Origin of the sequence: Streptomyces lydicus (assembly GCF_000717345.1) — a bacterium.
Classification (GTDB): domain Bacteria; phylum Actinomycetota; class Actinomycetes; order Streptomycetales; family Streptomycetaceae; genus Streptomyces; species Streptomyces lydicus.
The window spans coordinates 200,312-214,334 of record NZ_JNZA01000002.1; the positions used below are offsets into that span (position 1 = coordinate 200,312).

The following is a 14,023-nucleotide window of genomic DNA, read 5'->3' on the forward strand; positions in this document are numbered from 1 at the left end:
CTCACGGCCCCGGCCAGCTCTGCCGGCCGACGGGAAGACAGCGCCGCCCTCCTCGGTTGGTGGAGGCATGAACCATTCCGGGGTGCGTGCGGTCGAGGTCGTGGTGATCGGTGCCGGGCAGGCGGGTCTTGCCGCGGCCTTCCATCTGCGGCGGGTCGGGCTGGAGCCGGACCGGGACTTCGTGGTGCTCGATCACTCTCCGCGGCCGGGTGGCGCCTGGCAGTTCCGGTGGCCGACGCTGACGTACGGCAAGGTGCACGGGATGCATGCGCTGCCCGGCATGGAGCTGACCGGTGCCGACCCCGGCCGTCCGTCGTCCGAGGTGATCGGCGCGTACTTCGGCGCGTACGAGGAGACCTTCGGGCTGCGGGTGCACCGGCCGGTGAGCGTACTGGCGGTCCGCCCGGGCGAGGACGGCCGGCTGCTGGTGGGGACCTCGGAGGGGGACTGGGCGGCCCGGGCGGTGATCAATGCGACGGGGACCTGGGACCGGCCGTTCTGGCCGCGGTTTCCCGGTCAGGAGACGTTCGGCGGGCGGCAGTTGCACAGTTCGCAGTACGCCGGGCCGGAGGGGTTCCGCGGCGCCCGGGTCGTGGTGGTGGGCGGCGGCACCTCGGCCGTACAGCAGCTGCTGGAGATCGCTCCGGTGGCAGCGGGCACGGTCTGGGTGACGCGCCGGCCGCCCGTCTTCCGCGAGGGTCCCTTCGGTGAGGAGGAGGGCCGGGCGGCGGTCGCCCTCGTCGAGGAGCGGGTCAGGCAGGGGCTGCCGCCGCGGAGCGTGGTGAGTGTGACCGGGCTGCCGATGTCGGAGGCGGTCCGGCGGGGCCGCGAGAGCGGCGTACTGGAGCGGCTGCCGCTCTTCGAGCGGATCACGCCCACGGGGGTGGTCTGGCCCGACGGGCGCACCGCCGAGGCGGACGTGATCCTCTACGCGACGGGTTTCCGGGCCGCCATCGACCACCTCGCCCCGCTGAAACTCCGCGAGCCGGGCGGCGGCATCCGGATGGCGGGCACCCGTGTCCTGCGTGACCCGCGGGTGCATCTGGTCGGCTACGGGCCGTCGGCGAGCACCATCGGCGCTCATCGCGCCGGCCGGGCCGCGGTGCGGGAGATCCAGCAACTGCTGGCGCACGATCCGGTGGCCGCGGCCGGCTGAGCGCGACGGGACCGGTGTCCGGGGTTGACGGCGGAACCACCCTGGGGCGTTGCCCTGAGGGGCCGGTTCCGCGTGCCGTTCACGGCTTTGCGGCGGGAAGCGCACTCCAGAGCGAGCATCTACACGAACGGGTGGTCCAACCCGAAAGTGGCACCTGGTCCGTCCGCTTCGGGCGATGCTTACGGGGCGCAAGCGACGGGCTGCAGACCGTTACGGCGCTTCCGGTCGACATCCCCTGCTGGGCCGGAGAGTTGGTCCCACACACTCGTTCCCGCACAAGGAGAGCAGCCAGATGAACATCCTCACCAACCTGCTTGCAGGCATCGTCCACTTCGTGGGTTGGCTCGTCTGACGGGCTTCGCACCGAAGCGCCGCCTCTCCCTGTCCCGGGAGGGGCGGCGCTTTGCATGCGGGCCGCGGCCGGCGGCGGGGTTACTTGTCCAGCTTCTGCCGGGAGGTCTCCGGCAGCGTCAGATAGACGAGGAACGACACGAGGCACAGCGCGGCCACGTACCAGGGGAAGAGGTCGGCGTGGCCGGCCTCCTTGAACCAGGTGCCGACGTAGGGGGCGGTGCCTCCGAAGAGGGCGACGGTGAGGGAGTACGGGAAGCCGATGCCGGCGGCCCGCACCCGCGCGGGGAACACCTCGGCGTTCACCGCCGCGGCGATCGCGGTGTATCCGGTGAGCAGCACCATGCCCGCGCACTGCACCAGCAGCAGGGAGACGAAGGAATCGGTGACGAGGTGGAGCAGCGGGACGGCGAGGACCGCGAAGCCCAGCGAGAAGCCGAGCAGCAGCGGTTTGCGGCCGATGCGGTCCGAGAGCATCCCGCCGAGCGGCTGGAGCAGGGCGAAGAAGACGAGCGAGAGGGTGCCGACGGTGAGCGAATCGGCCTTGTCGAAGCCCGCGTTGACCTGGGCGTAGGTCGGCAGGTAAGTGGTCCAGGTGTAGTACGCGATGGTGCCGCCGGCGGTGATGCCGCAGATCAGCAGGGACTGGCGGGGGTGGCGGCGCAGCGCCTCGAAGAGGCCGGGGCGGGCGGCGGCCCGCTGCCCGGCGGGTCCCCCCTGTTCGAGCGGAGTCGAGGACGTGCGGGAGGAGTCGAGAGCCTGCGGGAGGGTCTCCTGTGCGCCGCGCCTGATCCACAGGCCCAGCAGGCTCAGCAGCGCCCCGACGAGGAATGCCACCCGCCAGCCCCAGGCCCCCATCTGCTGCTCGGTGAGCAGTGCGGCGAGCAGCGCCGCGATGCCGGAGGCGAGCAACTGGCCCACGGTCGTGGACACGTACTGGAAGCTGGAGAACAGCCCGCGCCGGCCGGGCCCGGCCGATTCGACGAGGAAGGTCGTGGACGCCGCGAACTCGCCGCCCACCGACAGGCCCTGCACGAGGCGGGCGAGGACGAGCACGAGCGGCCCGAGGACCCCGGTGGCCGCGTAGGTGGGGGTGAGCGCGACAAGGAGGCTGCCGCCGCCCATGAGGAGGATGGTCAGGGTCAGCGCGGCGCGGCGGCCGCGCCGGTCGGCGAAGGCGCCCATCAGCAGTCCGCCGACCGGCCGCATGAAGAAGCCGACGGCGAAGACGGCGAAGGTCGACAGCAGCGGCACCAGGGAGTTGCCGGCGCTCTCCGGGAAGACCTGCTCGGCGAAGTAGACGGCGAGGAAGGAGTAGGCGTACCAGTCGTACCACTCGACGGCGTTGCCGATGGAGGCGGCGGCGAGCTGCCGCACGCGTGACGGTGGGCGGGCCCCCTCAGGCGCCCGGTCCTCGGCTATGAATTCGGCACTCGACATGGTCCTCCGCTCCCGGTTCTTCTCCTGGGCCTGCTGCTGGGGCAGGATGAGCCGACAGGTGATCATGTACCGCGGAAGCGGACGAACGCTAGGGCCTGCCCGGCGGCCGAGCCGGCCGAAAGGAGATGGCAACGTGCGCGTAGCACTGTTCGTCACCTGCATCAACGACCTGCTCCAGCCGCGGACGGGCCGCGCCGTGGTGGCGCTGCTGGAGCGGCTGGGGGTGACGGTCGAGTTCCCCGAGGAGCAGAGCTGCTGCGGCCAGCCGCAGTTCAACACCGGATACCGGCAGGCGACGGAGCCGCTGGTGCGCCGCTTCGACCGGGCGTTCCGGGAGCACGACTACGTGGTCACCCCGTCCGGTTCGTGCGCGGCGATGGTGCGGGACAACTATCCGCGGATCGGGGCGAAGGCGGCGGCCGAGGGGCGCGGGCGGGAGCTGTCCGACGCGGCAGCGCTCGCGGTGCCGAAGACGTACGAGCTGACCGAGTTCCTGGTGGACGTGCTGAAGGTGGAGGACGTCGGCGCCTACTACCCGCACACGGTCACCTACCACCCGACGTGCCACGGTCTGCGGGTGCTGGGGCTGGGCGACCGGCCGCGGCGGCTGCTCCAGCACGTCAAGGGGCTCGAACTGCGGGAGTTGCCGGGCGCGGAGGAGTGCTGCGGGTTCGGCGGCACCTTCGCGGTGAAGAACGCGGCGGTCTCGGCGGCGATGGGCGCGGACAAGGTCCGGCACATCGTCTCCACGGGCGCGGAGGCGGTCTGTACGGTCGACAACTCCTGTCTGCTGCACATCGGCGGGACCCTCACCCGGCAGGGCTCGACGGTCCGCCCGGTGCACATCGCCGAGATCCTGGCCAGTACGGAAGGGAGTGTGCTGTGAGCGGCACCTATCTGGGCATGCCGGCCTTCCCGCGGGCGGCGGACGTCTCCACCCGCGACACCCAGCTGCGCGCCAACCTCACCCACGCCACCCACACCATCCGCGACAAGCGGGCCAAGGCGGTCGCCGAGCTGGACGACTGGGATCAGCTGCGGGCGGCGGGGGCCGCCGTCAAGGACCGGGTGCTGCGCCGTCTCGACCACTATCTGGAGCAGTTGGAGGCCGCGGTCACCGCGGCGGGCGGGCAGGTCCACTGGGCGGCGGACGCCGAGGAGGCCAACCGGATCGTCACCGCGCTGGTGCGGGAGACCGGTGAGCGCGAGGTCGTCAAGGTCAAGTCGATGGCGACGCAGGAGATCGGGCTGAACCAGGCGTTGGAGGACGCCGGTATCCGCGCCTACGAGACGGATCTGGCCGAGCTGATCGTGCAGCTCGGCGACGATCTGCCGTCGCACATCCTGGTCCCGGCGATCCACCGCAACCGTGCCGAGATCCGTGACATCTTCCGCCGGGAGATGGGCAGGTGGGGGCGGCCGGCGCCGGAGGGGCTGTCCGACTCCCCCGCCGAGCTGGCCGAGGCGGCCCGGCTGCACCTGCGGGAGAAGTTCCTGTCCGCCAAGGTGGGGATCTCCGGGGCCAACTTCATGGTCGCCGAGACCGGCACGCTGGTGGTCGTGGAGTCGGAGGGCAACGGACGGATGTGCCTGACCCTGCCCGAGACGCTGATCTCCGTCGTCGGGATCGAGAAGGTGGTGCCGACCTGGCAGGACCTGGAGATCTTCCTCCAGCTGCTGCCCCGCTCGTCGACGGCCGAGCGGATGAATCCGTACACCTCCACCTGGACGGGCACGACGGACGGGGACGGGCCGCGGACCTTCCACCTCGTGCTGCTCGACAACGGGCGGACCGACACCCTCGCCGACACCGTCGGCCGGCAGGCGCTGCGCTGCATCCGCTGCTCGGCGTGCCTGAACGTCTGCCCGGTGTACGAGCGGGCCGGCGGGCATGCGTACGGCTCGCCCTACCCCGGGCCGATCGGTGCCATCCTCACGCCCCAACTGCGCGGGATACAGGGTCCGTTGGAGGCGTCGCTGCCGTATGCCTCGTCGTTGTGCGGGGCCTGCTACGAGGTGTGCCCGGTCGCCATCGACATTCCCGAGGTACTGGTGCACCTGCGGGAGCGGGTGGTGGAGGGCGGGCCCGTAACGCGCGGCGGCACGCGGACCGTCGTCAAACCGGCCAAGGGGCACGCCGCGGAACGGGCCGCGATGCGCGCCGCGGCCTGGACGTTCGATCATCCGGGGGTGCTGCGCCGCGGGATGCGGCTGGCGGCCCGGACCCGTCGGCTGCATCCGCGGCGGCTGCCGGGGCCGGGGCGGGCGTGGTCGCGGACCCGGGCGCTGCCGACGGTGCCGGCCGAGTCGTTCCGCGACTGGTGGCGACGCACCCGCGGGGAGTCGCCGAGCGGGCCGACGGGGAAGCGGGGTGCGGGCGAGTGAGCAGCCGTGACGTGGTGCTGGGGCGGGTGCGCCGGGCGCTGGCGGAGGGGCCGCGGGATGCGGGGCGGGACGAGCCGCCGGTGGTGCGCGACTACCGGCGGGTGCACGGGTCCCGCACGACGGCGCAGACCGTCGAGTTGCTCGCGGAGAACCTCGTGGACTACCGGGCCGTCGTGCACCGGAGCGACGCGGCCGGGCTTCCGGCGCTGATCGCCCGCCTGCTGGCGGAGCGCGGGGCGCGGAGCGTGGTGGTGCCGCGGGGGCTGCCGGCCTCCTGGCTGGACGTGGCCCTGGCGGCGGGTTCCGGACTCACCCGGGTCGCGGACCGGGCCGCCCTCACACCGGCCGAACTCGATGCGGTGGACAGTGTGGTGACGGGCTGTGCGGTGGCGATCGCGGAGACCGGCACGCTGGTCCTGGATGCCGGCCCCGACCAGGGCAGACGGCGGATCACGCTGGTGCCGGACCATCACGTCTGTGTGGTCCGGGTCCCTGACCAGGTCGTCGGCTCGGTGCCGCAGGCGCTGCCGCGGCTGGCGCCGGACCGGCCGCTGACCTGGATCTCCGGCCCGTCCGCGACCAGCGACATCGAACTCGACCGGGTGGAGGGGGTGCACGGGCCGCGGACGCTGGAGGTGATCCTGCTGTCGGTGTCCGGGGAGCCGGGCTGAGAGCGGACCCCGGTGGCCGGGCCTGGCCTGCGACAGGTGTGCGACCCCGTTGTCAGTGGGGATTCCTACACTGATCGGGATGTCCTTCGCACACGCCGTGCGGGGCGCGCGCCCGGGGGGGGAGGGAGCGGAGGATGCTGCGGCAGGCGTTACCACCACGGCGTTCCGGCCCGGCCGGCCGTTCGTCCGCGCGGACTCCCGGGCCACCGCCCGGCGCGGCCCGGCCCTCCGCTCCGTCCCGGCTGCTGACCTGGCTGGGGCGGCTGGGCGTGCCGGCCGCCGCGTTCGCGGTGTTCCAGACGCTGCTGGGGATCCTGCCGCAGGGGCTGACGGGCGAGGCGGCGCGCTACTGCGTCGCGGCGACGGCCGGCGCCGCGGTCGGCGCGGTGGTGTGGCTGGCGGCGGCGCTGCTGCGGGCCCGCGCCGCGGCGCTCCCACCGGCGCCGCCGGCCGGCCCCGTGCTTCCGCCGGCCGGTTCGGCGTCGCTGCCCGAGCTGATGGACGGCACGTACGAGGCGCTGCGGCGCGGTCTCACGGTGGTCGAGGTGCCCGGCCGCGGTCCGCTGACGGGCTGGCCGCACTCCCTCGCCGAGAGTCGTCCACCGGTGCATCCGACGGCGTTCGGTACGGCGTACGGGCTGCATCTGCTGCTCGACCTCACCCCGTACGACGGCCGGATACGGGCCGGTGAGGTGGCCGAGACGCTGTGGCGGCTGCGGCTGCCCGGTGGTGGGTGGGCCGCCCGTTCGCAGGGCAGCGGGGCGCGTCCCGAGGTGACCGCGACGGTGCTGGGCGCGCTGGCGCGGGCCGGCGCCGACCCCCGGCTGCTGGAGGCCGAGATCCAGTGCTGCGAGGCGTTGTTGGACCCCGCGCACGATGTGCCGGGGCTGGCCAATACGTATGTCGTGACGAGTGTGCTGCGCGGGCTGCTGCGCGCGTCGCCCGGCTCCCCGGCGCTGGGGCGGCTGCGCGAGGTGCTGGTCAACGGCGCGACCGCGGACCCGGGGCGCGGCCATCACCGGTGCTGGGGCGCGGCACTGGCCACCGGGCTGGGCAATCCGGCGCCGTCGGCGGCGCACACCGCGCGGGCGGTGGTGGCGCTGGACCGGGCCGCGCGGGTGCTGGGCGAGGACGCCCGGCAGCGCGCGGTGCGCGAGGAAGGGGTGCGCTGGCTGCTGGCGGGTGCGTCCCCGTCCGGCGGCGGGTCCGATCTGGACAACTGCCAGGAGGAGGTGCGCCGGCCGGGCCAGCAGGATCCGCTGCACCAGGAGCTGTTGTCGGTACGGCACTTCGGGGCGGCGTGGGTGGCCCGGGCGCTGATGTCGGACGGGGCGCGGCAGATCGCCGCGGAGGATGCCGGGACCGCGGTGTGGCAGGCACAGCTGTCCGCCGCCGTGGCGCGGGTGCGGGGGATGCAGCAGGGCGGGGTGTGGCGGTGGGACGACGGCCCGATGGGGCACCCGGTGTGGATGGCGTATCAGGGCCTGTCGGTGCTGCGGCGGTACGCGCTGATGGCGCACCGGCCGTGACACGGCGTGGCACCGGCCGGGTGCGCCGGGTCGGGGTGCGCCGCGGGCCGGCGCTCCCGGTGGACGGGAGGCGGAGATGCAGGTCGAGGAAGCCCGGCGGCTGCTGGCGGACCGGCTGGGCGGCGGGCCGGGGCCCCCGTCCCCCGAGACGGCGCGGGAGGTGATCGCCCACCTGGCCAGGCCCGGGACGCTCGGTCCGCTGGTGCGCCGATTATCCGCCGGTGATCTCGATCTGGCGGAGTGCACCCGCCTTTCGTACCGCCATGTGCTGGGCTTCGACAAGCTGTTGCTGCTGCCCGGGGCGCCGTGGTTCATGCTGCGGGTGCACTTCTGGCACGGCGCTGCCGGCCCGGCCCCGGAGGACATCCACAACCACCGCTGCGCCATCGCCTCGGCCGTCGTGCGTGGCGGGGTCCGGATGGAGTGTTACGAGCGGGCCGCGGACGGCGTGCCCGCGACCGCGTACCGGGAGACCATCGACGGGCCGGGCGGTGCCTGGCGGCTGCGGCGGGTCGGCGCGGCGCGGCTGCGGCTGACCGCGACCGAGCGGTACGGGCCGGGGCGGAGCTACGGCCTGGACGCCCGGACGCTGCACCGGGTCGTGAGCGAGGAGCCGGCGGTGACGCTGTTCCTGGAGACCGTGCCGCAGCGCGCGGTGACCGATGTCTATGTGCGGGACGGGGCGGCGGGCGGCCGGCGCGCGGTCAGGGGCGGCGGCGCCGGGCGCGCGGCTCCGCCGCCCAAGACTCCGCTGTCGACGGCCGTCTATCGCGCCGAACTGGACGCTCTGGCCCGCTCGTTGGGCTGCTGAACGGGCCGGATGCCAGGGTCTGGCCGGATGCCCGGACCGACCCTGGTGCGAGGGCCTGGCCGGCGGGTCCGAAGCGGGCCGTCAGGGCGTGCGGTCCGGCCGCGGCCGGCCGTACGGCGAGGGCCTGGCGGATCACGTCGAGGTTGTAGGCGTCGACTCCGGCGCCGGCCAGCTCGCCCGGCCGCGCCCAGCAAAACACCTGGTCGGCGCTGGGCAGCACGACCTCCAGCGTCAGCGGGCGGACGAGGAAGTTCTCCTGGTGGTTGTGGACGCGGCGGCCCTGGTAGTCGCTGAGGAAGCTGGAGGAGCCGGTGTGCGCGGCGATGGCGCCGAGGAGTCCGGTCTCCTCCTTCAGCTCCCGCAGGGCGCCGCTCTCGGCGTTTTCCCCGCGGTCCAGCTTGCCGCACGGCACGCCCCACGCGCCGGGCAGGAAGCGCTCGCGGAAGCTGCGGCGCACGATCAGCACACGGCCGTTGTGCACGACCACCGCCGCGGCCAGATGCAGATGGGTTGTGGGCTGTTTCATCGGACGTCTCGCAATCCGAAGGGACGGGCGGCAGGCCCGTGGCGGACGTCCACCGTACCGGCGGAGCCCTGCGGTCGGACCGGTCACGGCCGTACGGCGGGGGGCGAAGTGGCGTGCGGGGGGCTTGTATTGGGCGCGCGCCATGTTCGATCCTGCTGCTTCCTGTTGCCTTACGTTCGGAGCTGTCGAATGAACGCACACCGTGTGAGTCGCCGGTCGCTCCTCGCCGCCGGCACCGCGCTCGCGGGCTGGGCGGCCTTCTCCGCACAGAAGCAGTCCTTCGCGGCCGAGGCCGCGGCGGCGGGCACCGAGGGCGGCGAGTGGAACGCGCAGCCGACGGTCTTCCAGGTGAACCGCGAGGCGGCCCGGGCGCGGCTCATCCCCTACCCGGACACCGGTGCGGCACTGGCCGGCGACCTCGGCCGGACGCCCTATTTCCGCTCGCTGAACGGCAGTTGGCGCTTCCACTGGTCGAAGAATCCTGACGAGCGGCCGCGCGACTTCCACCGGCCGGGCTACGACGACAGCGCCTGGGGCCGGATCACGGTGCCCGCCAACTGGGAGATCGAGGGCTACCCCGAGCCGATCTACCTCAACATCAGATATCCGTGGGTCGGCTACGAGACGCCGGAACCGCCGCACGTGCCGGCCGGCTTCAACCCGGTGGGCTCGTACCGCCGCACCTTCACCGTCCCCGGGAACTGGCGCGGCCGCCGCACCCTGCTCTCCTTCCAGGGCGTGAAGTCCGCGTTCTTCGTCTGGGTGAACGGCGAGCGGGTCGGCTACAGCGAGGACAGCTACACCCCCGCGGAGTTCGACATCACCGACCGGCTGAAGCCCGGCACGAACTCCCTGGCGGTCGAGGTCTACCGCTGGTCCGACGGCAGCTGGCTGGAGGACCAGGACATGATCGACCTGTCCGGGATCTTCCGGGACGTCTACCTCTACTCCATCCCGCCGGTGCACCTCCAGGACCTCCAGGTCCGCACCGACGTCGACGGGGCGGGCCGCGACGCCGGCCTGACGGTGACCGCGACCGTACGGGACCGGGGCGCGGGCGGCGCGCGCCGGGCCGGGGAACGGCAGACCCCCGGGGCGCGGCACGCCTCCGGCGCGTACCGCCTGACCGCCACCCTCCATGACGCCGACGGCCGTCCCGTACTGCCGAAGCCGCTCACCGCGACCGTCGACCTCGCCGGCGGCAAGGACGTCACGGTCGCACCGAGGACCACGGTCAAGGCCCCGGCGCTGTGGTCGGCGGAGGCACCGCACCTCTACACCCTCGTCGTCACCCTCACCGACCCGTCCGGCCGTACGGTCGACATCCAGCGCACCCGCCTCGGCTTCCGCAGCATCGCCTACGGGCCCGGCACCTTCACCGTCAACGGCGAGCCGATCGTCTTCCGCGGCGTCAACCGCCACGAGTCCGACCCGGACCACGGCCAGGCCGTCACCAGGGAGCGGATGCTGCAGGACATCCGCATCATGAAGCAGCACAACATCAACGCCGTCCGCACCTCCCACTACCCCAACCACCCGGACTGGCTGGACCTGTGCGACGAATACGGCCTGTACGTCATCGGTGAGGCCAATCTGGAGTCGCACGGCGTCCGCGACCGGCTGCCGGCGAGCCTGCCGGAGTGGACCGACGCCTGTCTGGACCGGATGCGTTCGCTGGTCGAGCGGGACAAGAACCATCCCTGTGTGGTGGTGTGGTCGCTGGGCAACGAGGCGGGCCGGGGCAGCACCTTCCGGGCGATGGCGGACTGGACGCACCACCGCGATCCGTCCCGGCCGGTCCACTACGAGGGCATGAACGACGTCGCCGATCTGCACAGCGAGATGTATGCGAAGCCCGACGAGGTCGAGGCGTACGGGAAGTCCGGCAACCCCAAGCCGTTCATCCTGTGCGAGTACGCGCACTCCATGGGCAACAGCACCGGCAACTTCCAGGAGTACTGGGACGTCATCGAGCGCTACCCCAACCTGCACGGCGGCTTCATCTGGGACTTCGTCGACCAGGCGATCCGCCGCCCGGTCCCGGATGATCCGCGGCGCAGCTACCTCTCCTACGGAGGCGACTGGAAGCCCGGCTATCCCACCGACGGCAACTTCTGCTGCAACGGCATCGTCTCCTCCGACCGGGTGCCGCACCCGGCGATCCACGAGGTGAAGAAGGTCTATCAGGCGGTGCGGATGGCCGCCGCCGACGACACGGTCAGCCGGATCGAGGTCACCAACCGTCAGCTCTTCCTGGGCCTGGACGCCTACGAGCTGCACTGGGAGGTCACCCGCGACGGTGAGCGGGTCCAGCACGGCACGCTGCCCGCCCCGAAGGTGGCCCCCGGCGGGCGGGCGACGGTGGAGCTGCCGCTGCGTCGCCCGGCGCACCCGGAGCCGGGCGCCGCGTACTGGCTGAACCTCTCGTTCGTGCTGCGCCGGGCCACCCGCTGGGCGGACGCCGGGCACAGCGTCGCCGCCGAGCAGTTCGCCCTGCCCTGGCACACACCGGCCCCCGCCGCCCCCTCCCCCACCGGCCTGCCGCCGCTCACCCTCACCGAGACCGGCGCCTCGGTCACCGTCCACGGCCGGGACATCGAGCTCGTGCTCGACAAGGCCGGCGGCACCCTCACCTCCTACCGGTACCGCGGCCGCACCCTGCTCACCGGTGGTCCGGTGCCCAACTTCTGGCGCGGCCCGACCGACAACGACATCGGCCGCGGCGCCCAGAACAAGCTCCGCACCTGGCGCGACGCCGGCGCCGGGCGCACCGTCACCGGCGTCCGGGTGTCCCAGCCGTCCGCCGCCGAGGTCGTCATCGAGATCACCGCCACCCTGCCCACCTCCCCGGCCGCCTCCCGCTGGGACACCGTGCTGACCGTGCGCGGCGACGGCGGGATACGCGTGCGGCACACCCTGCGGCCCGGCCCGGCGCTGCCCGATCTGCCGATGGTCGGTGCGCTGCTGACCGTCCCGGCCGGTCTGACCGCCCTCGACTGGTACGGCCGGGGCCCGCAGGAGAACTACTGGGACCGGCGCACCGCGGCGTTCGTCGGCCGCTACCGCAGTACCGTCGACGCCCAGTACGGCCCGTACGTGCGTCCCCAGCAGACCGGCAACGTCACCGATGTGCGTACCGCGACGCTGACCGGGCGGGACGGCAGCGGGCTGCGGATCTGCGCCGAGCCGGGCCCGGACGCCCCGCTGCTGGAGCTCAGCGCGCTGCACCACACGCCCTTCGACCTGGACGGGCCGCGCCACCCGTACGAGCTGGCCCGCCACGGGGAGACCTGGCTGGGCGTCAACCACCGGCAGATGGGTGTGGGCGGCAACGACTCGTGGGGTGCGCCGCCGCTGGAGAAGTACCTGCTGCACGCGGACCGGACGTACAGCTACGGGTACCGACTGTCGCCCGTCTGACGCCTCCCGGTGCGGGCGGCGCGAGGGTGACCCTGACGTGCGTAGGCATCCGGTGCCTACGCAGCACAGAGGGCTGGGTGGCCCTCGCGTCCCGCAGCAGACTCTCGGTCATCGCCACCGGGCGATCGGCAGAGAGGCGGCAACATCATGACCGGGAACAGCAACTCCGTTGTGTGGAAGGCGGGTTGGTCGGCAGCCGTGCAGCGGCCCAGTGAGGGCTTCCACAAGAACTGGGCGCTGGACGGTTTCGCGGACCAGACCGTACGCCAGGTGGTCCGGGTCACCGGGGCGGGCACCGCGGCCCGGATCACGCTCTCCAACCGGTACGGGACCGCCCCGCTGGAGGTGGCGGGCGCCACCCTCGCCGTGACGGACCGGGGCGCGGCGGTGCGGGAGGGCACGGTCCGCCGGCTCACCTTCGGGGGTGCCGGTGCGGTGCGGATCCCGGCGGGTGGTGAGGTCCGCAGTGACGCGGCCGAGGTGCGGGTGGCGCCCTTCGAGTCGCTGACCGTGACGCTGCACTTCGCGCGGCCGACGGGGCCCGCCACCTTCCACGCGCAGGCGTACGCGACGGCCTACCGCGCCGAGGGCGACCAGCTCGCCGCCGCCGATCCGGCGGTGTTCGACGAGACGACGGTGTCCTGGTACTACCTCTCCGCCGTCGAGCTGGCGGACGGCGGGCCGGCCCGGCGCGACACGGTGGTGGTCTTCGGCGACTCCCTCACCGACGGGTTCGCCTCGACCGTGGACGGCAACCACCGCTACTCGGACGCGCTGGCCGAACGGCTGGCCGAACGGGGCACCGGGCGGCCGGTGCTCAACCAGGGCATCGGGGGGAATCTGCTGCTGAGCGATTCGGCGTGGTTCGGTGAGCGGGCCGGCGCCCGCTTCCGGCGCGATGTGCTCGAACAGCCCGGGGTGCGCTCCGTGGTCGTCCTGGTGGGCCTCAACGACATCGGGTTCAGCGAGGTCGATCTGCCCACGTACCGGCCGAACCCGGACCGGTCCGTCGCGGAGCTGGTCGCCGGGTACCGGGAGGTGATCGCGGCGGCGCACGCCGCGGGGGTGCGGATCACAGGAGGCACCATCACCCCGTTCAAGGGGTCCGAGTACCACACGCCGGCCGCCGAGGCGAAGCGGCGGGCGGTCAACGCGTGGGTGCGTACCGCGGGCGCGTTCGACGCGGTGGCCGACTTCGCGGCGGTCCTGGCCGACCCGGCCGATCCGGACGCGCTGGCGCCCGGGTACGACAGCGGTGACCACAAGCACCCCAACGACGAGGGGTATCGCGTGATGGCCGGCGCGGTCGATCTCGCGGCGCTGTGACCGGGGCGGCACGCGCGGGAGCGGCTACCCCTTGGCCTGCCGGGCCGCGTGCAGCGCCCAGCCGACCAGCGGGAGCTGGGCCGGGATCCGGGCGTAGGCGAGGGCCTTGAGCGGCGCCGGGCGGTCGCGCCAGTCGCGGGCCATCTTGAGGTGGGCCGGGGAGACGGCGACGAACAGTCCGGCGGCGGCGAGCGCACCGGCCCGGCGGGTGCGGGGCAGCGCGAGCGCGGCGGCGACGGCGAGTTCGGCGGCGCCGCTGGCGTACGTCCAGGCGCGCCGGGTGCCCGGCAGCCGGCGGGGCACCAACGCGTCGAACGGCTGCGGAGCGAGGAAGTGCAGCGTTCCGGCGCCTGCCAGCAGTCGGGCGAGCGCGCGGGCGGAACGGCCGTCGGCCACCATGGAGAGCTC

General features: G+C 73.5%; 11 protein-coding genes. 8 read left to right on the forward strand and 3 right to left on the reverse strand.

Annotated features, from left to right (window positions below):
• Positions 1–67 precede the first annotated feature (67 nt).
• Positions 68–1,156 carry an NAD(P)-binding domain-containing protein gene (locus OO62_RS02405; RefSeq protein WP_033265428.1) on the forward strand — a complete coding sequence of 363 codons (1,089 nt, stop codon included), beginning with the start codon at positions 68–70 and terminating at the stop codon, positions 1,154–1,156.
• Between the two features lie 432 nt (positions 1,157–1,588).
• Here the strand turns inward: OO62_RS02405 and OO62_RS02410 are convergent, their stop codons facing one another.
• Complete coding sequence (locus tag OO62_RS02410) at positions 1,589–2,947, reverse strand: MFS transporter (protein ID WP_033265558.1); 1,359 nt, start codon at positions 2,945–2,947, stop codon at positions 1,589–1,591.
• A 133-nt stretch (positions 2,948–3,080) separates the two neighbouring features.
• Between OO62_RS02410 and OO62_RS02415 the strand changes: the two genes are divergently transcribed.
• The 5 genes from OO62_RS02415 to OO62_RS02435 all read left to right on the forward strand — a co-directional run bounded on the left by OO62_RS02415 (position 3,081) and on the right by OO62_RS02435 (position 8,343).
• Positions 3,081–3,833, forward strand: a complete 753-nt coding sequence (locus OO62_RS02415; RefSeq protein ID WP_033265429.1) for a (Fe-S)-binding protein — start codon at positions 3,081–3,083, stop codon at positions 3,831–3,833.
• Complete coding sequence (locus OO62_RS02420) at positions 3,830–5,332, forward strand: LutB/LldF family L-lactate oxidation iron-sulfur protein (RefSeq protein ID WP_033265430.1); 1,503 nt, start codon at positions 3,830–3,832, stop codon at positions 5,330–5,332. Before OO62_RS02415 ends, OO62_RS02420 begins: the two co-directional genes overlap by 4 nt.
• Complete coding sequence (locus OO62_RS02425) at positions 5,329–6,003, forward strand: LutC/YkgG family protein (protein WP_033265431.1); 675 nt, start codon at positions 5,329–5,331, stop codon at positions 6,001–6,003. The genes OO62_RS02420 and OO62_RS02425 overlap by 4 nt, the downstream gene beginning before the upstream one ends.
• A 134-nt stretch (positions 6,004–6,137) precedes the next feature.
• The gene (locus OO62_RS39880) at positions 6,138–7,532 is read left to right on the forward strand and encodes a prenyltransferase/squalene oxidase repeat-containing protein (protein ID WP_228332582.1); all 1,395 of its coding nucleotides are present in this window, start codon (positions 6,138–6,140) and stop codon (positions 7,530–7,532) included.
• A gap of 76 nt (positions 7,533–7,608) precedes the next feature.
• Complete coding sequence (locus OO62_RS02435; RefSeq protein WP_051732560.1) at positions 7,609–8,343, forward strand: hypothetical protein; 735 nt, start codon at positions 7,609–7,611, stop codon at positions 8,341–8,343.
• Here OO62_RS02435 and OO62_RS41500 read toward each other — a convergent pair.
• Positions 8,237–8,869, reverse strand: coding sequence for an NUDIX hydrolase (locus OO62_RS41500; RefSeq protein ID WP_078616986.1), 633 nt, complete (start codon positions 8,867–8,869; stop codon positions 8,237–8,239). The two genes, OO62_RS02435 and OO62_RS41500, sit on opposite strands and share 107 nt — an antisense overlap.
• 189 nt (positions 8,870–9,058) lie before the next feature.
• Here OO62_RS41500 and lacZ point away from each other — a divergent pair, with 189 nt between their 5' ends.
• Positions 9,059–12,289, forward strand: a complete 3,231-nt coding sequence (gene lacZ, locus OO62_RS02445; RefSeq protein WP_033265432.1) for a beta-galactosidase, LacZ type — start codon at positions 9,059–9,061, stop codon at positions 12,287–12,289.
• Positions 12,290–12,436: 147 nt separating this feature from the next.
• Positions 12,437–13,615 (forward strand): SGNH/GDSL hydrolase family protein, encoded by a 1,179-nt coding sequence (locus OO62_RS02450; RefSeq protein ID WP_033265433.1) that lies wholly within the window; start codon positions 12,437–12,439, stop codon positions 13,613–13,615.
• A gap of 24 nt (positions 13,616–13,639) precedes the next feature.
• On the opposite strand, the gene OO62_RS02455 is transcribed toward OO62_RS02450, so the two are convergent.
• On the reverse strand, positions 13,640–14,014 hold the full coding sequence (locus tag OO62_RS02455) for a DoxX family protein (protein WP_033265434.1): 375 nt from the start codon (positions 14,012–14,014) through the stop codon (positions 13,640–13,642).
• Positions 14,015–14,023 lie beyond the last annotated feature (9 nt).

Bases quoted from the DNA above. Each gene is read 5' to 3' on its own strand.
- OO62_RS41500 (WP_078616986.1), bottom strand. From the start codon at position 8,869: ATGAAACAGCCCACAACCCATCTGCATCTGGCCGCGGCGGTGGTCGTG.
- OO62_RS02405 (WP_033265428.1), top strand. From the start codon at position 68: ATGAACCATTCCGGGGTGCGTGCGGTCGAGGTCGTGGTGATCGGTGCC.
- OO62_RS02455 (WP_033265434.1), bottom strand. From the start codon at position 14,014: ATGGTGGCCGACGGCCGTTCCGCCCGCGCGCTCGCCCGACTGCTGGCA.
- lacZ (WP_033265432.1), top strand. From the start codon at position 9,059: ATGAACGCACACCGTGTGAGTCGCCGGTCGCTCCTCGCCGCCGGCACC.
- OO62_RS02410 (WP_033265558.1), bottom strand. From the start codon at position 2,947: ATGTCGAGTGCCGAATTCATAGCCGAGGACCGGGCGCCTGAGGGGGCC.
- OO62_RS02435 (WP_051732560.1), top strand. From the start codon at position 7,609: ATGCAGGTCGAGGAAGCCCGGCGGCTGCTGGCGGACCGGCTGGGCGGC.
- OO62_RS02450 (WP_033265433.1), top strand. From the start codon at position 12,437: ATGACCGGGAACAGCAACTCCGTTGTGTGGAAGGCGGGTTGGTCGGCA.
- OO62_RS39880 (WP_228332582.1), top strand. From the start codon at position 6,138: ATGCTGCGGCAGGCGTTACCACCACGGCGTTCCGGCCCGGCCGGCCGT.